A 17789-nucleotide genomic window follows, 5' to 3' on the forward strand; every position below is an offset into this window, starting at 1 on the left:
GACAGGTCTACCTCCAAGGAGGGATGCCCGTCAGCCCGCACTGCGCAGATGCTCCATGGCCCACACGGCCGCTTCTACCCGCGAGCGCAAACCGAGTTTGTGCAGCAGGTTCTTGACGTGAACCTTGACCGTACCTTCGGTGATGCCCAGCTTGTGCCCGATGACCTTGTTGCTAAAGCCGCTGGCGATGGTTTTCAGCACCTGGCGTTCGCGCTCGGTCAGTTCCACCACGGCCTGGCGTGGCGGTGAGCGCAGCGCTTGGGCCATGACCTGGGTCAGGCCGGGGCTGATCACCAGTTCGCCGTTCAGCGCATCATGGATGTACTGGATCAACAGCTCGGGTTCCATGTCCTTGAGCAGATAGCCGTCGGCATCCAGACGCAGCGCATCGCGAATATCGTCTTCGGCATCCGACACGGTGAACAGCAGCACCTTCCCGCTGTAGTGCATCGCCCGTAACCGGCGCAGGGTTTCGATGCCATTCATCAGCGGCATGTTGTTATCGAGCAACACCAGATCCGGTTGCAGCGGTTCGATGAGGCTAAGGGCTTCTTCGCCGTTGCCGGCTTCGCCGACGATGTCGAAATCATCTTCCAGTTCGAGCATTTGCCGGATGCCGTGACGCATCATCGGATGATCGTCTACCAGCAGGATTCGGTGTTGCAGGGGAGGGTTCATGAAACGCTACCTTCTGTGTGCTGCCCGAGAAACTCCGGTTGGAATTCCAGTTGGACGAGGGTGCCTTGCGGCGCTCGGGAAAATATCTGCAGTTGGCCGCGCAAGCTGCGGGCGCGTTCATCCATGATGGTCAGGCCGTGGTGTTCACGTTGGTCGGTCTGGCCGCTGAAGCCCCGACCGTCGTCTTCGACGATGAGCCTGACGGTTTCGCCGTCCTGACGCAGTTGCAGCCAGGCGTTTTGCGCATGGGCGTGGCGCAAGCAGTTGGAGAGCGCCTCGCGGGTGATTTGCAGAATGTGGATTTGCTCGCTGGCCGACAGCTGAAAGGCCAGCGTGTCGGCGTGCAGGTGCACCTGGAAGTCCCCCCGGCGGGAGAACTCTTGCGCCGTGTCCTTGAGTTCCTGCACCAGCCCCGCGTCGTGAATCTGCAAGCGAAAGGTGGTCAGCAGTTCGCGTAACTGGCGGTAGGCATTGTTCAGCCCCTCGCGCAGTTCGGCGGTGACGGTTTCCAGGGTTTCCACCGGTTCGCCACGGCGCATCAGGGTCTGCATGCGGCTGACTTGCAGCTTCATGTACGACAGCGCCTGGGCCAGTGAGTCGTGCAGCTCGCGGGCGATGATGGTGCGTTCATCGAGCAGCAGCAGGCGATGATCCTGTTCGCGCTGGCGTTTGAGTGAAAGCGAGGTGCCGATCAGGTTGGCCAGCGCCTGGATCAGTTGGGCTTCCCAATTCTGTGCCCGATGCCCGTCGTCAAAATACGCCTTGAGCTCACCCAGCTCGTTGCCCTGGTTGCTGATGCTGAAGGTTTTCGGACTGGCTTTAGTGTGTTTCTGGCAGGTGGCGCATTCACTGCTGGCACAGACCTCACGGTCGTTTTCGCCATGCAGGGCGAGCATGTGCGAGGCGGGCGCCTGCACCGCGCCGCGCAGGCACAGCGACAGCCGCAAGCCCGGCAAGCGTTGCTGGAAGCGCCGGATCAATTGATCCAGCCCTTCGGCATTGGCCAGGCGGGTGGCCAGGCTTTGGCTGCTTTGATACAGCAGTTCCAGGGCGGCATTGGCTTGTTGCAGGTTCAGGGTCTTTTGCTGGACCTGACTCTCCAGGGTGCGGTGCGACTCTTCGATCGCCTCGGCCATGGCGTTGAAACTCATGGCCAACTGGCCCAGCTCATCTTGTGACTGATGATTGACCCGCACTTTGAAATCGCCTCCACGGAAGCGCTGGGTGGCGTCCACCAACTCTTGCAGGGGCGTGACCACGCCGTTCTGCAACTCGTACAGACCGATCAGCAGAATGATCATGGTGGTGAACAGGGCCATGCCCTGGATCGCCTGCTGCCAGCCTTGTTTGTGTTCGCTTTGTTGCTGCAACAGGCTGACGAACTGGTTCAGCTGTTCAACGAACGGCAGAGCATTAGCCTGAAAAAACAACCCGTCGCCGCGCTCCAGCGCCGGGCGCAAATTGTCGTTCCAGCGTTGCTGGATGTGTTGGTAGCTGCTTTGCAGGGAAGTAGCCGGGCCATCTTCCAGCACCGCCTTGAGTGACTGGCTGTCCAGGCGCTGTTGCAGGCTATGGGTGATGGTGGCGATTTCTTCGCCGCTGGCACCGGAGGCCAGTTTCCAGCTCAGGTGATAGGTCTCCATGCGCACGGAACCGGCGGTGTTGATGGCCGCCGCGTCGCCCTGGCTGAACCAGGCGATCAGCCCGGCACTCAGGGAGCTGGCGAGGGCCAGGATGGCGATCAGGATCACCGCCAGCCCGGCGCGCGCGGGCAGGGAACTGCGCAGCCAGCGCATCATCAGCGACGATCCGCGGAAAAGCTGAGGAAACCGGGCATGTGGAGCTCCAGAGGGTGACTGCCGAGGATTTTGCAGCCCGTTCCGGGCGCACTACCTCTAAAGAGTTGTCGGCCGTTCCCTGTCGGTAAAAGCGTCGGCAGACGAAGTTAATACATTGATAAATAAAGGCTTTGTTCTGTTTTTCGAACTACCTCCTTAGAGGTAGACAGCGCAAGCATAGGCCTATACCGCCATGGGCTTCGTTGACATGGATCAAGTTTCTGCGGGGTTCGCCTCTCTAGTCTGCGGCCATGGCTAACTGACTGGAGAGCGTTGTGACCCAACCGCGTGTACAACAAGGCCTTGTGCTGGGTATGAGTACGCTGGCCTTCACCATGTGCTTTATGGTCTGGATGATGTTTGCCGTGCTCGGCGTGCCGATCAAGGAGCTTCTCCAGCTCAACGAAACCCAATTCGGCCTGCTGGCCGCCACGCCGGTGTTGACCGGCTCGCTGGCGCGTTTGCCACTAGGTCTGCTGACCGACCGCTTCGGCGGGCGCAGCGTGTTCTTCCTGCTGATGCTGACCTGCGTGGCGCCGCTGTACCTGATCAGCCACGCCACCGCCTACTGGCAGTTCCTGGTACTGGGCTTGTTCGTCGGCCTGGCCGGCGGCTCGTTTTCAGTGGGGATTGCCTACGTCGCCAAATGGTTCGACAAGCAGAACCAGGGCTTCGCCATGGGCATCTTCGGTGCCGGTAACGCCGGCGCGGCGGTGACCAAATTCCTTGCCCCGGCGCTGATCGCCGCCGGCAGCTGGCAGCTGGTGCCGAAAGTCTTCAGCGCGATCCTGTTCATCACCGCGCTGCTGTTCTGGTTCTTGACCACAGAAAACAAGGGGCATCGCAGTGCCACCGGCGCCAGCTTGCGTGAGCAATTGAGGGCACTGAAGGATCCTGCGGTATGGCGCTACTGCCAGTACTACTCGATCGTCTTTGGTGGCTACGTCGGCCTTGCGCTGTGGATGACCAAGTACTACGTGCAGGAATACGGTTTCAACCTGCAAAGCGCGGCGCTGCTGGCGGCCTGCTTTTCCCTGCCCGGCGGCGTGCTGCGCGCCGTTGGCGGCTGGATGTCGGATCGCTGGGGCGCCCAGAGCGTGACCTGGTGGGTGCTGTGGGTCAGCTGGATCTGTCTGTTCCTGCTCTCGTATCCCCAGACCCAACTGCAAGTGCAGACCATCAACGGCCCGCTGAATTTTCATATCGGCCTGAACGCCACGCTGTTCACGGTGCTGCTGTTCGTCATGGGCATCGCCTTCGCCTTCGGCAAGGCCTCGGTTTTCAAATACATCGCCAATGACTACCCGCAAAACATGGGCGCGGTGTCCGGCATTGTCGGGCTGGCCGGTGGTTTGGGCGGTTTCGTCTTGCCGATTCTGTTTGGTGCGCTGGTGGACCTGACCGGCGTGCGCTCCTCCTGCTTCATGTTGATGTACGGCGTGGTCTGGGTCTCCCTCACCTGGATGTACTTCAGCGAAATACGCAAGAGCCCGGTGTTTGGTACAGCGCTGCCGGTGACCGTTCCCCCGTTTTCCAGCATTGCCCAAGGAGAAGAACATGTCCGTTCTGCAAAAGCCTGACAAAGGCCCGGTCATTCATGACTGGCGCCCCGAGGACCCAGCCTTCTGGGGGCGTAGCGGCAAAAAGACCGCCACGCGCAACCTGTGGATTTCCATTCCTGCGCTGCTGCTGGCCTTTGCGGTGTGGATGGTCTGGAGCACGGTGATCGTGCGCTTGAACGCCATCGGTTTCACCTTCACCACCGACCAGCTGTTCTGGCTGGCGGCGTTGCCGGGGCTGTCCGGGGCGACGTTGCGGGTCTTCTATTCGTTCATGGTGCCAATCTTCGGCGGCCGCCGCTGGACTGCCCTGAGCACCGCGTCACTGCTGTTGCCATCGATCTGGATGGGCTTCGCCGTGCAGGACCCGAGCACTTCCTACAGCGTGTTCGTGTTGATTGCCTTGCTCTGCGGTTTTGGTGGCGGCAACTTTGCCTCGAGCATGTCCAACATCAGCTTCTTCTATCCCAAGTCGCAGCAGGGCACGGCCCTTGGCCTCAACGCCGGGCTGGGTAACCTGGGCGTCTCGGTGATGCAGTTCTGTGTACCGCTGGTGATTACCTTCGGTGTGTTCGGCTTCATGGGTGGCTCGCCGCAAGCACTGCCGGACGGCGGTCAGTTGTGGTTGCAGAACGCCGGCTTCATCTGGGTGCCGTTCATTGTCCTGGTGACGGTGCTGGCCTGGTTCGGCATGAATGACTTGTCCAGTGCCCGCGCTTCCTTCAGCGAGCAGGCCGTCATCTTCAAACGCAAACACAACTGGCTGATGTGCTGGTTGTACCTGGCGACCTTCGGTTCGTTCATCGGTTTCTCCGCCGCGTTTCCGCTGCTGATCAAAACCTCTTTCCCTGACGTCATCGCGTTGAAATTCGCCTTCCTCGGCCCGTTGGTCGGTGCGCTGGTACGCCCATTGGGCGGCTGGCTGGCGGACAAGCTCGGCGGCGCAAAGGTGACCTTGTGGAACTTCGTGGCGATGATCGTGATGGTCTTCGGCGTCATGCACTTCCTGCCGCAGAACGGTGAGCCCGGCAACTTCTACGGCTATCTCGGCATGTTCATGCTGCTGTTTATTACCACTGGCATCGGCAACGGCTCCACCTTCCGCATGATCCCGGTGATCTTCCGCACCCAGCACGAAAAAGCCTCGGCCGGAAAACCGCCCGCCGTGCGTGAACAAGCGCTGAAGAATGCCGGCAAAGAGTCAGCCGCGGTCCTGGGCTTCAGTTCGGCCATGGGCGCCTTCGGTGCGTTCTTCATTCCCAAATCCTTCGGCACTTCGATGGCCCAGACCGGCGGCCCGGAGATGGCCTTCTACATGTTCGTCGGCTTTTACCTGAGCTGCATCGTGGTGACCTGGTGGTGGTACGCGCGCAAAGGCGCCGCGACGCCCTGCTAAGCCGACCCGAATTCAATTATTGCGTGGGCGGGGCACAGACTCCGCGACAAAGCCTGAGAGGACTACACCGTGAGTCATTTACTGGATCAACTGCGGTTTTTCAACCGCAAGCAAAACGAGTTTTCCGACGGTCACGGAGAGACCCGCAAAGAGTCCCGCGATTGGGAGAACGTTTACCGTTCCCGCTGGCAGTACGACAAGATCGTGCGTTCCACCCACGGGGTGAACTGCACCGGATCCTGTTCCTGGAAAATCTACGTCAAGAACGGTCTGATCACCTGGGAAACCCAGCAGACCGACTACCCGCGCACCCGTAACGATCTGCCTAACCATGAGCCCCGTGGTTGCCCGCGTGGCGCCAGTTACAGCTGGTACATCTACAGCGCCAACCGGCTCAAGTACCCGAAAATCCGCAAGCCGTTGCTCAAACTCTGGCGCGACGCGCGGCAGACCATGGCACCGGTGGAAGCCTGGGCCAGCATCGTCGAGGACAAGGTCAAGGCCGAGTCCTATAAAAGCAAACGCGGCATGGGTGGCTTCATTCGTTCCAACTGGGAGGAAGTCAACGAGATCATCGCCGCTTCCAACGTCTACACCATCAAGCAATACGGCCCCGACCGGATCGTCGGCTTCTCGCCGATTCCGGCGATGTCGATGGTCAGCTATGCCGCGGGTTCGCGTTACCTGTCGCTGATCGGCGGCGCGTGCCTGAGTTTTTATGATTGGTACTGCGACTTGCCACCGGCCTCGCCGATGGTCTGGGGCGAGCAAACCGACGTGCCGGAGTCGGCCGACTGGTACAACTCCAACTACATCATTGCCTGGGGTTCCAACGTTCCGCAGACCCGTACCCCGGACGCGCACTTTTTTACCGAAGTCCGTTACAAAGGCACCAAGACCGTCGCCATTACTCCGGACTACTCGGAAGTGGCCAAGCTCACCGATCTGTGGCTCAACCCCAAGCAGGGCACCGATGCGGCGCTGGCCCAGGCGTTCAACCATGTAATCTTCAAAGAGTTCCACCTGGACAAACCGAGCGCCTATTTCACCGATTATGCCAAGCGTTTCACCGATTTGCCGGTGCTGGTGCTGCTCAAGCAAATGGTCGACGTAGCACCGGGCGCCGGTTACCAGCCGGATCGCTTCCTGCGCGCCTCGGACCTGACCGACAACCTCGGCCAGGAGAACAATCCGGAATGGAAAACCATCGCCCTGGATGTCAGCGGTGAGCTGGTTTCACCTCAGGGCTCCATCGGTTATCGCTGGGGCGAGAAGGGCAAGTGGAACATCCTCCCCCGTGAAGGCGGCGAAGGGCGTGAGATCGATCTGAAGCTGAGCCTGATCGGTGATGACGTCGCCGAAGTGGCGTTCCCGTATTTTGCCGGCGAGTCCCACGAGCACTTCCAGCACGTGGCCGGCGATGCCGTGCAATACCGCCGCGTGCCGGTACACAACGTGGTTCTGGCGGACGGCAGCGTGGCGAAAGTCGCCACTGTGTTCGACCTGTCGGCGGCCAACCTGGCCATTGATCGCGGGTTGGGCGGTGCGAACGTCGCCAAGGATTACGACGATGCCAGCGTGCCTGGCACCCCGGCCTGGCAGGAGCAGATCACTGGCGTGAGCCGTGAGAAAGCCATCCAGATCGCCCGTGAGTTCGCCGACAACGCCGACAAGACCAAGGGTCGCTCGATGATCATCGTCGGCGCGGCGATGAATCACTGGTACCACATGGACATGAACTACCGCGGGCTGATCAACATGCTCATGCTCTGCGGTTGTGTCGGCCAGACCGGTGGCGGTTGGGCGCACTATGTCGGTCAGGAAAAACTCCGTCCGCAATGCGGCTGGCTGCCACTGGCATTCGGCCTGGACTGGAATCGTCCGCCGCGGCAAATGAACGGCACCAGCTTCTTCTACGCCCACAGCTCGCAATGGCGCCACGAGAAAATGAGCATGCACGACGTGCTCTCGCCACTGGCCGACAAAAGTCAGTTCCCCGAGCATGCCCTGGACTACAACATCCGCGCCGAACGCGCCGGCTGGTTGCCCAGCGCACCGCAACTCAACACCAACCCGCTGCATATTTGCCGCGATGCCGCCGCTGCCGGCATGGACCCTAAAGACTACGTGGTCAAGTCGTTGCAGGACGGCTCCCTGCGCTTCTCCTGCGAACAGCCGGACAGCCCGGTGAACTTCCCGCGCAACATGTTCATCTGGCGTTCCAACCTGCTCGGTTCTTCGGGCAAGGGCCACGAGTACATGCTCAAGTACCTGCTCGGCACCAAAAACGGGGTGATGAACGAAGACATCGGCCAGGTCGGCGATTGCAAACCGGAAGAAGCCGAGTGGGTGGACGAAGGTGCCATCGGCAAGCTCGATCTGGTCACCACGCTGGACTTCCGCATGTCTTCGACCTGCGTCTACTCGGACATCGTGTTGCCGACCGCAACCTGGTACGAGAAAGACGACATGAACACCTCGGACATGCACCCGTTCATTCACCCATTGTCGGCGGCCATCGATCCGGCCTGGGAATCCCGTTCGGACTGGGAAATCTACAAAGGCATCGCCAAGGCCTTTTCCAGCATGGCGGTCGGGCATCTGGGGGTTGAAAAGGATCTGGTGACCATCCCGCTGATGCACGACAGCGTCGGCGAACTGGCGCAGCCATTCGGCGGCACCGACTGGAAAAGCGCCGGCGTGGCACCGGAGCCGGGCAAGAACGCGCCGAACCTGCACGTGGTGGAGCGTGACTACCCGAATATCTACAAGCAGTTCTCCTCCCTTGGGCCATTACTGGAAAAACACGGCAACGGTGGCAAGGGCATCAACTGGAACACCGACGACGAAGTGAAATTCCTCGGTGAGCTCAATCACAAAGAAGGCACCGCCGGTATCAGCCACGGGCGGCCGAAAATCGACACGGCGATCGATGCCGCTGAAGTGATTCTGTCCCTGGCGCCGGAAACCAACGGCCAGGTGGCGGTCAAGGCCTGGGCTGCACTGTCGGAATTCACCGGGATCGATCACAGCCACCTGGCACTGTCCAAGGCCCACGAGGCAATTCGCTTCCGCGACATCCAGGCACAGCCGCGCAAGATCATTTCCAGCCCGACCTGGTCGGGGCTCGAAGACGATCACGTCAGCTACAACGCCGGCTACACCAACGTCCATGAAGGGATCCCATGGCGCACCATCACCGGTCGCCAGCAGTTTTACCAGGATCACCCGTGGATGCAGGCGTTCGGCGAGCAGCTGATGAGTTATCGGCCACCGGTCAACACCCGCACCATCGAAGGGGTGAAAGGCAAGCGCAGCAACGGCGAGATCGAAATCGTCCTGAACTGGATCACCCCGCACCAGAAGTGGGGCATCCACAGCACCTACAGCGACAACCTGCTGATGCTCACCCTCAGCCGTGGCGGGCCGATTGTCTGGCTCTCGGAGAACGACGCGAAACGCGCCGGCATCGAAGACAACGACTGGATCGAGTGCTTCAACGTCAACGGCGCGTTGACCGCCCGGGCGGTGGTCAGCCAGCGAGTCAAGGACGGCATGGTGATGATGTACCACGCCCAGGAACGGATCGTGAACGTGCCCGGCTCGGAAACCACCAAGACCCGTGGCGGCCATCACAACTCGGTCACCCGCGTAGTGCTCAAGCCGACCCACATGATCGGCGGCTATGCGCAGCAAGCCTACGGTTTCAACTATTACGGCACGGTCGGTTGCAACCGCGATGAATTCGTCGTGGTGCGCAAGATGGCCAAAGTCGACTGGCTTGATGGTTCCAGTGGCGATGATCTGCCGCGTCCCCTGCCGACTGATATTGAGGAGAACTGAGATGAAGATTCGCTCACAGATCGGCATGGTTCTGAACCTGGACAAGTGCATCGGTTGCCACACCTGCTCGATCACCTGCAAGAACGTCTGGACCAGCCGCGAAGGCATGGAATACGCCTGGTTCAATAACGTCGAGTCGAAACCCGGGATCGGTTACCCGAAAGAATGGGAAAACCAGGACAAGTGGAAGGGCGGCTGGATCCGCAATGCCAACGGCACGATCAACCCGCGGATCGGCGGTAAATTCCGCGTGTTGGCGAATATTTTCGCCAACCCGGATCTGCCGAGCCTCGACGATTACTACGAGCCGTTCGACTTCGACTACCAGCACCTGCATACCGCACCGTTGGGCGAGCACCAGCCCACCGCGCGGCCGCGCTCGCTGATCTCCGGCAAGCGCATGGAAAAAATCGAGTGGGGCCCGAACTGGGAGGAAATCCTCGGCACCGAATTCGCCAAGCGCCGTAAGGACAAGAACTTCGACAAGATCCAGGCGGACATTTACGGCGAATACGAAAACACTTTCATGATGTATTTGCCGCGTCTGTGCGAGCACTGCCTCAATCCGACTTGCGCAGCAGCCTGCCCGAGCGGGGCGATCTACAAGCGCGAAGAAGACGGGATTGTCCTGATCGACCAGGAGAAATGCCGCGGCTGGCGGATGTGCATCAGCGGCTGTCCGTACAAGAAAATCTACTTCAACTGGAAAAGCGGCAAATCCGAGAAGTGCATCTTCTGCTACCCGCGTATCGAAGCCGGGATGCCGACCGTTTGCGCCGAAACCTGTGTCGGGCGTATTCGCTACCTCGGTGTGCTGCTGTATGACGCCGACCGCATCAGCGAAGTGGCGAGCACTGCCAATGAGCAGGATCTGTACGAGAAGCAACTGGAGATCTTCCTCGATCCGAACGACCCGGCGGTGATTCGTCAGGCCCTGGCCGACGGTGTGCCGCAGTCGGTGATCGATTCCGCACAGCGTTCGCCGGTCTACAAGATGGCCGTGGACTGGAAGCTGGCACTGCCATTGCACCCGGAATACCGCACCTTGCCGATGGTCTGGTACGTACCGCCGCTGTCACCGATCCAGAACGCTGCGACCGCTGGCACCGTGGGCATGAACGGGGTGATCCCGGATGTTGACAGCCTGCGTATCCCACTGCGTTACCTGGCCAACCTGCTGACCGCGGGCGATGAGAAACCGGTCAAACGCGCACTCAAACGCTTGCTGGCGATGCGTGCCTACAAACGTTCCGAGCAAGTCGATGGCGTCCAGGACCTGCAAGTGCTCAAGGATGTCGGGCTCAGCGTGGCTCAGGTCGAGGAGATGTATCGCTACCTGGCAATCGCCAACTACGAAGACCGTTTTGTGGTGCCCAGTGCCCACCGTGAAGACGCCATGAGCGATGCGTTCGCCGAACGCTCGGGCTGCGGTTTCAGTTTCGGCAGCGGCTGTAGCGGCAGCTCCGACACCAACATGTTCGGCGCCAAGAAAGCCAACCGCCGCGACATCCTGAAAACCGTCCAGTTGTGGGAGGAATGAGCATGCAAATTCTCAAAGTGATTTCGCTGCTGCTCGACTATCCGACCGAGACCTTGATCGCCGGCCGTGACGAACTGGAGCAGGCGATTATCCAGTCCCGGGAAATCAGCCCCAAGCAGCGCGGCGCGTTGTTCGAATTGCTCGAGCTGATCTGCGCCAATGACCTGATGGATGGGCAGGAGCACTACGGTGCGCTGTTCGGTCGGGGGCGCTCGCTGTCGCTGCTGTTGTTCGAGCATGTCCACGGCGAATCCCGCGACCGTGGTCAGGCCATGGTCGACATGATGGCGCAATACGAAGCCGCCGGTTTTGCCATCGGCGTCAAGGAGCTGCCGGACTATATCCCGCTGTACCTGGAGTTCCTGTCCACCCGCGAAGACCTCGAGGCTCGCGAGGGCCTGGCCGATGTTTCGCACCTGTTGGCCTTGCTGGCGGCACGTCTGGAGGAGCGCGAAAGCGCTTACGCCAGCTGCTTCCGGGCGCTGCTGCAAATTGCCGGGGCCGAGCCCCATCAAGCGGTGGCTGACCTTAGGGCACAGGTCGCAGCGGAACCGCGCGACGACTCCCTCGAAGCCCTCGACAAGATCTGGGAAGAGGAGGCCGTGGACTTTCTCCAGGCCGAACAGCAGGACCGTTGCAGTGGACTGCCAAGCGCACCGGGCAAGGCCCGCGAGGAAAGTGCGGTGCCGTTGCACTGGGTGGATTTTCAGCATGAAGGGCTGGCCGCCGTGCCAGCCAAGGAGGTCGGCAATGTCTAAATGGAATCTGTTGTTATTCGGGATCTATCCCTACGTCGCCCTGGCCATTTGCCTGATTGGCAGCTGGGCACGCTTCGATCTCTCGCAGTACACCTGGAAGGCCGGCTCCAGCCAGATGCTCAACCAGCGTGGGATGCGCGTGGCGAGCAACTTCTTCCACATAGGTGTGTTGTTCGTGCTGGCCGGGCACTTCGTCGGCCTGCTGACCCCGGCGTCGGTCTACCACCATGTGATCAGCACCGAGAACAAACAGTTGCTGGCGATGGTCTCCGGCGGGTTTTTCGGCCTGTTGTGCCTGATCGGCCTGCTGATGCTGGTCAATCGGCGGCTGACCGATCCACGGGTTCGCGCCACCTCCAGCGTTTCGGACATTCTGATTCTGCTGGTACTGCTGGGGCAGCTGGTGCTCGGGCTGCTGACCATTGTGGCGTCCACCGCGCATATGGACGGCTCGGTGATGGTGATGCTCGCCGATTGGGCGCAGAACACCGTGCTGTTGCGCCCGATGGAAGCAGCGGCGGCCATCGCGCCGGTCGGCTTGATCTACAAGCTGCATGTGTTTCTCGGCTTGACCCTGTTCGTGCTGTTCCCCTTCACCCGTCTTGTACACATGGTCAGTGCACCGATCTGGTACCTGGGACGGCGTTATCAAATCGTTCGGCAGAAAATCTGAGGAGACAATCATGTCAGGTGGATGTGGATGTGGTGGCGGTAAAGGGGGCAGCGGTGGCTGCGGTTCTTCAAAACAGGCGGAGTCTTCGGCGCCCGACATCGTCGACATCGCGCCGGCCGGGGAGCTGCAGTTTGAAGCACTCCCGGTTGAACCGGCAGCTGCCGATGGCGCCCCGGCGCAGTTGATCGCCAGCAGCGAACAGGAATGGCCGATCATCAGCGTCAACGAGGTCTCTATCACTCCTGAGGCTCTGGCCCAGGAACTGCAATATCACCCGGCCGAAAGCCGCGAGGAGGCAGTCTATCTGGCCGCCAAGGCGTTGGTGATTCGCGAGTTGTTGCAGCAGCGAATCGCCGAACTCGACCTGTCGTTGCAGATCGGCGCCGGCGAGAACGAAGAGGAAGCGGCCACCCGGTTGTTGCTCGAACGTGAGGTGCAGGTGCCCCAGTGTGATGAGGCGACCAGCCTTCGTTACTACGAAAGCAATCGCGGGCGCTTCCACAGCGCGCCGTTGCTGGCGGTGCGGCACATCCTGCTCGAATGTGCCCCGGACGATGCCGAGGCCCGCGGCCTGGCGCACGATCAGGCCGAAGTGCTGCTGCAGCGGCTGGCGGATTTCCCCGGCAGCTTCGCCGAACTGGCGCTGAACTATTCGGCCTGTCCGTCGAAGGCTCAGGGCGGTTCCCTGGGGCAGATCAGCAAGGGTCAGACCGTGCCCGAACTGGAGCGTCAGCTGTTCACTCTGGCGCCGGGGCTGGCCAGTAAACCGCTGGAGAGTCGTTACGGCTGGCATGTGGTCAGTGTCGATCAACGGATCGAAGGCATGCCGCTGCCCTATGAAGTGGTGTCGACGGCGATCCGCACGCAGTTGCAGCAGGGCGTCTGGCAAAAAGCCCTGGTGCAATACCTGCAAACCCTGATCGGTGCGGCGGATATTCGCGGTATCCACTTGCAGGGTGCCGACTCACCGCTGGTGCAGTGACCACTTGGCAAACCGGGAGATGTGATGAGCGCTGTGATGCAGGATGGTTTTGGGCGGCAGATCGATTATCTGCGGATGTCGGTGACCGATCGTTGTGATTTTCGCTGTGTGTATTGCATGGCGAAAAACATGACCTTTCTGCCACGTCAGCAGGTTCTTACGCTTGAAGAATTGCAGCGGTTGGCAACGTTGTTCGTCGGCCTGGGGGTGCGCAAAATCCGCCTGACCGGCGGTGAGCCGCTGATTCGCCCCGGTATTGTCGGGCTGTGCCGCAACATTGCCGCCTTGCCCGGTCTGCGCGAACTGGTGATGACCAGCAACGGCTCGCAGCTGGGCCGTCTGGCCCGGCCGTTGGCGGAGGCCGGGGTCAAGCGGATGAACATCAGCCTCGATAGCCTGGACGGGCAGAAGTTTCGCGCCATCACCCGCAACGGCGATCTCGATCAGGTGCTAAGCGGCATCGAAGCGGCGCGCGGTGCGGGTTTTGAGCGGATCAAGCTCAACTGCGTGGTGATGAAAGGGCGCAACTTCGATGAAGTCCCGGCGTTGGTGCAGTACGCCATCGAGCAACGGATTGATATCAGCTTTATTGAAGAAATGCCCTTGGGCGATGTCGGGCGTTCGCGGGGCGAGTCGTTTTGTTCCAGCGACGAGGTGCGCGCACTGATCGCCAGTCGTCATGGGCTGCTCGACAGTACCGAAAGCAGCGGCGGACCTGCGCGTTATGTGCGGCTGGAACGTCATCCGGATACCCGAATCGGTTTCATTTCACCCAACAGTCACAACTTCTGCGGCAGCTGCAACCGGGTGCGGATGACGGTTGAAGGGCGGTTGCTGCTCTGTCTGGGGCAGGAGGACTCGCTGGATTTGCGCGGATTGCTGCGGCGTTATCCGCTGGATGACCAGCCGGTGATTAACGCGGTGCAGAAGGCTTTGCGTGGCAAGCCGTTGCGCCATGATTTCAACCCGGAAGGCGAGGTGCAGATTGTGCGGTTTATGAACATGAGTGGCGGTTAAGCTGACCTATGCGGTTTGTAAAACACAGGAAAACTAATGTGGGAGCGAGCTTGCTCGCGATAGCGGTCTATCAGACAACATTGATGTTGAATGTGATGGCCTCTTCGCGAGCAATCGAGCGTCGACCGGCTGCTCCCACATTAGATGGTGTCAAGGCTTGATCCCCGGTTTTCAATGGTTTCCCTTTCGCCGCCTTCGGGCGGTTTTTTTTGCCGCCAATTCTTGACGCCGATCAATTGCAGATCAGTGCTTTGTCCGTAGCCTTCACCGCATGTTGTGTTTTTAAAATTTAAAACATCTATATGTAGTGTTTGGAGGCCGAATGCAGAGCACACTGATCACAGTGGGATGTAACCGCTTGCACAAACGCGATGGCAGTCTGGTCGCCTTCGATGCCGACAAGATCCGTCAGGCGTTGATCGCCGCCGGCAAGGCCACCGGCGAGTACGCCGAGCCCGAGGTCGAGGGGTTGCTCGAAGCGGTACTGGCCCGGCTGGAAGGGCAGGCGCGACTGCATGTCGAGCAGATCCAGGATCGGGTCGAACGGGTGTTGATGGACGCCGGTTTCTTCTTCGCCATGCGCGCTTATATCGTCTACCGCGAACAGCACGGGCGTTTGCGTCGCGACCGCCGGACCATGGTCGAGGTGGCGACCTCGATGAACGAGTATCTGGACCGTGAAGACTGGCGCGTGCAAGCCAACGCCAATCAGGGTTACTCCTTGGGCGGATTGGTGCTCAACGTGTCGGGCAAGGTCACCGCCAACTATTGGCTGGACGAGGTCTACAGCGAAGCGATCGGCCAGGCTCACCGCGAGGCGGATTTGCATGTGCACGATCTGGATATGCTCGCCGGCTACTGTGCCGGCTGGTCGCTGCGCACCCTGTTGCACGAGGGGCTCAATGGCGTGCCCGGGCGCGTCGAAGCCGGCCCGCCGAAACACCTGAGCAGCGCCCTGGGGCAGATGGTGAATTTTCTCGGCACCCTGCAAAACGAATGGGCCGGCGCCCAGGCGTTCAGCTCGTTCGATACCTATCTGGCGCCCTATGTGCGCCAGGACAAGCTGAGCTATCAGGACGTGCGCCAGGCGATCCAGGAGTTCATCTACAACCTCAACGTGCCTTCACGCTGGGGCACTCAGACGCCCTTTACCAACCTGACCTTCGACTGGGTCTGCCCCCAGGATTTGCGTGAGCAGATTCCCGTCATTGGCGGTGAGGAAATGCCGTTTGCCTATGGCGACCTGCAGGTCGAAATGGACCTGCTGAACCGCGCCTATATCGAGGTGATGCAGGCCGGCGATGCGAAAGGGCGGGTGTTCACTTTTCCGATACCGACCTACAACATCACCCATGACTTTCCATGGGACAGTGAAAACGCCGACCGGCTGTTCGAGATGACCGCGCGTTACGGCCTGCCGTATTTCCAGAACTTCCTCAATTCGGATCTGCAGCCCAATCAGGTGCGCTCGATGTGCTGTCGTTTGCAGCTGGATGTGCGCGAGTTGCTCAAACGCGGGGGCGGCTTGTTCGGCTCGGCGGAACAGACCGGCTCGCTGGGGGTGGTCACCATCAACTGTGCGCGTCTGGGCTATGTGTTCAAGGGCGATACCAGTGGTTTGCTGCAGCGTCTGGACAGCCTGATGGAACTGGCGATGGAGAGCCTGGAGGTCAAGCGCAAGGTGATCCAGCATCACATGGACGCCGGTTTGTACCCCTATACCAAGCGTTACCTGGGCACCTTGCGCAATCATTTTTCCACCATCGGCCTCAACGGTCTGCATGAAATGCTGCGCAACTTCACCGGCGACGAGCAGGGTATGCACACCGAGCAGGGGCGGCAGTTCGCCCTGAATCTGCTGGACCATGTGCGCGCCACCTTGCTGCGATTCCAGGAGGAAACCGGCCACATGTACAACCTCGAAGCGACTCCGGCCGAAGGCACCACCTACCGCTTCGCCAAGGAAGACCGCAAGCGTTACCCGGACATTCTCCAGGCCGGTAGCGTCGAGGCGCCGTATTACACCAACTCTTCGCAACTGCCGGTGGGCTACACCGACGATCCCTTCGAGGCCCTGGAGCTTCAGGACGAACTGCAATGCAAATACACCGGCGGCACGGTGCTGCATCTGTATATGGCCGAGCGGATTTCCTCGACCCAAGCCTGCAAGCAACTGGTGCGCAAGGCCCTCGGACGTTTCCGTCTGCCTTACCTGACCGTAACCCCGACCTTCTCCATCTGCCCGGTACACGGCTACCTCGATGGCGAGCATGAATTCTGCCCCAAGTGCGATGAGGTACTTCTGCTGCGCGAGCAGAACCTAGGCACTGTTCATTGATTTCGATTCACTCAACCCCAAGGAACTTCACCATGAATGCATTGAAAACATTGCCCCAGACTCAACGTCAACGCTGCGAAGTCTGGACCCGAGTGATGGGCTATCACCGCCCGGTAGCGGCGTTCAATCCGGGCAAGCAGTCCGAGCACCGCGAGCGGGTCCATTTCACTGAAAGCGCGGCGCTGGCCGGGCGCCAATGAGTCGAACGCTTCGGGTCGGGGGCATGGTGCCCCTGACCACTCTCGACTATCCGGGACAGCTCGCCTGCGTGTTGTTTTGCCAGGGCTGCGCCTGGCGCTGTCGTTACTGCCATAACCCGCAACTGATCCCGCCTCGCGGCAGCGAAGAAGTGGAGTGGTGTCGGGTGCTGGCGTTTCTGCAACGTCGTCAGGACTTGCTCGACGCTGTGGTGTTCAGCGGCGGTGAGCCGACGTTGCAGGACGCTTTGTCAGCTGCCATGGATGAAGTGCGGCAGATGGGGTTTCGCATCGGTTTGCACAGTGCGGGGATCAAACCGGCGGCTTTTGCCAGGGCAGTGACGGGGGCCGATTGGGTCGGTTTCGATATCAAGGCGTTGCCTGAGGATTGTCAGATCATCACCCGGGTCGGGGGCAGTGGTGCCGCCAACTGGCGCAGTCTGGAGCATTTGTTGGCCAGTGGTGTCGACTATGAGTGTCGCACTACGGTGCATTGGCATTTGTTCGAGCCTGCGCGGTTATTGGTTCTGGCGCAGCGTTTGAGTGCTCTGGGGGTCAAGCGTTTTGCGGTGCAGTTGGTCAGGACTGCGCGGATGCTGGATCCGCATTTGTCGAGTGTTTCGGCGCAGGTTGAGCAGGCGGAGCTTTGGGCGGCGATGCGCGAGTTGTTTCCGGAGTTTGTGTTGCGTGGGTGATCCCGCGGCCTGACAGCCGGACTGTCTCTTACTGGTGTACACAGCCCCCCTGTAGGAGCCGAGCTTGCTCGCGTTGGCGGCCTGGCAACCGGCCTGTCTTTTGCGGATGTACCCAGATCAAATGTGGGAGCTGGCTTGCCTGCGAAGGCGGCCTGACACTCCCATCTGTTGCTGGTGTACATATCCATTCTGCGGTAACGGCCACTTAGGGTTTCGCCCTTACGGCGAGGCCCTTTTGGCAAACGCCCCAAAGGGACCCAAAAGGTCTTGCCCCA

The 17789-nt window shown here is 60.4% G+C and carries 13 protein-coding genes; 11 read left to right on the forward strand and 2 right to left on the reverse strand.

Going from position 1 to position 17789, the window contains the following annotated elements; genetic code table 11:
* Nucleotides 1-30: 30 nt before the first annotated feature.
* Both narL and AC3I0A_RS12550 read right to left on the reverse strand, forming a co-directional pair.
* A complete protein-coding gene (gene narL, locus AC3I0A_RS12545) occupies nucleotides 31-678 on the reverse strand; it encodes a two-component system response regulator NarL (protein ID WP_489378124.1) in 648 nt (215 codons plus the stop codon).
* Entirely contained in the window at nucleotides 675-2477 is a 1803-nt protein-coding gene (locus tag AC3I0A_RS12550) for a HAMP domain-containing protein (protein ID WP_489378125.1), read from the reverse strand. The genes narL and AC3I0A_RS12550 overlap by 4 nt, the downstream gene beginning before the upstream one ends.
* Nucleotides 2478-2791: 314 nt before the next feature.
* Between AC3I0A_RS12550 and AC3I0A_RS12555 the strand changes: the two genes are divergently transcribed.
* The 11 genes from AC3I0A_RS12555 to AC3I0A_RS12605 all read left to right on the forward strand — a co-directional run bounded on the left by AC3I0A_RS12555 (nucleotide 2792) and on the right by AC3I0A_RS12605 (nucleotide 17514).
* Nucleotides 2792-4096 (forward strand): MFS transporter, encoded by a 1305-nt coding sequence (locus AC3I0A_RS12555; RefSeq protein ID WP_489378127.1) that lies wholly within the window; start codon nucleotides 2792-2794, stop codon nucleotides 4094-4096.
* Complete coding sequence (locus AC3I0A_RS12560) at nucleotides 4074-5471, forward strand: NarK family nitrate/nitrite MFS transporter (protein WP_489378128.1); 1398 nt, start codon at nucleotides 4074-4076, stop codon at nucleotides 5469-5471. The genes AC3I0A_RS12555 and AC3I0A_RS12560 overlap by 23 nt, the downstream gene beginning before the upstream one ends.
* Nucleotides 5472-5540: 69 nt before the next feature.
* Nucleotides 5541-9314 carry a nitrate reductase subunit alpha gene (locus AC3I0A_RS12565; protein WP_489378129.1) on the forward strand — a complete coding sequence of 1258 codons (3774 nt, stop codon included), beginning with the start codon at nucleotides 5541-5543 and terminating at the stop codon, nucleotides 9312-9314.
* Between the two features lies 1 nt (nucleotide 9315).
* Nucleotides 9316-10854 (forward strand): nitrate reductase subunit beta, encoded by a 1539-nt coding sequence (gene narH, locus AC3I0A_RS12570; protein ID WP_489378130.1) that lies wholly within the window; start codon nucleotides 9316-9318, stop codon nucleotides 10852-10854.
* 2 nt (nucleotides 10855-10856) lie between these two features.
* The gene (narJ, locus tag AC3I0A_RS12575) at nucleotides 10857-11612 is read left to right on the forward strand and encodes a nitrate reductase molybdenum cofactor assembly chaperone (protein ID WP_489378131.1); all 756 of its coding nucleotides are present in this window, start codon (nucleotides 10857-10859) and stop codon (nucleotides 11610-11612) included.
* Complete coding sequence (gene narI, locus AC3I0A_RS12580) at nucleotides 11605-12285, forward strand: respiratory nitrate reductase subunit gamma (protein WP_489378132.1); 681 nt, start codon at nucleotides 11605-11607, stop codon at nucleotides 12283-12285. The genes narJ and narI overlap by 8 nt, the downstream gene beginning before the upstream one ends.
* 10 nt (nucleotides 12286-12295) lie before the next feature.
* The gene (locus AC3I0A_RS12585; RefSeq protein ID WP_489378134.1) at nucleotides 12296-13267 is read left to right on the forward strand and encodes a peptidylprolyl isomerase; all 972 of its coding nucleotides are present in this window, start codon (nucleotides 12296-12298) and stop codon (nucleotides 13265-13267) included.
* A 24-nt stretch (nucleotides 13268-13291) separates the two neighbouring features.
* Entirely contained in the window at nucleotides 13292-14284 is a 993-nt protein-coding gene (gene moaA, locus AC3I0A_RS12590; RefSeq protein WP_489378135.1) for a GTP 3',8-cyclase MoaA, read from the forward strand.
* Nucleotides 14285-14606: 322 nt separating this feature from the next.
* Nucleotides 14607-16622, forward strand: a complete 2016-nt coding sequence (locus tag AC3I0A_RS12595; RefSeq protein ID WP_489378136.1) for a ribonucleoside triphosphate reductase — start codon at nucleotides 14607-14609, stop codon at nucleotides 16620-16622.
* A gap of 32 nt (nucleotides 16623-16654) precedes the next feature.
* Nucleotides 16655-16822, forward strand: coding sequence for an anaerobic ribonucleoside-triphosphate reductase (nrdD, locus tag AC3I0A_RS12600; protein ID WP_489378137.1), 168 nt, complete (start codon nucleotides 16655-16657; stop codon nucleotides 16820-16822).
* On the forward strand, nucleotides 16819-17514 hold the full coding sequence (locus AC3I0A_RS12605; protein ID WP_489378139.1) for an anaerobic ribonucleoside-triphosphate reductase activating protein: 696 nt from the start codon (nucleotides 16819-16821) through the stop codon (nucleotides 17512-17514). Before nrdD ends, AC3I0A_RS12605 begins: the two co-directional genes overlap by 4 nt.
* Nucleotides 17515-17789: the final 275 nt, after the last annotated feature.

Source organism: Pseudomonas sp. KH_024_B2, from assembly GCF_057839965.1.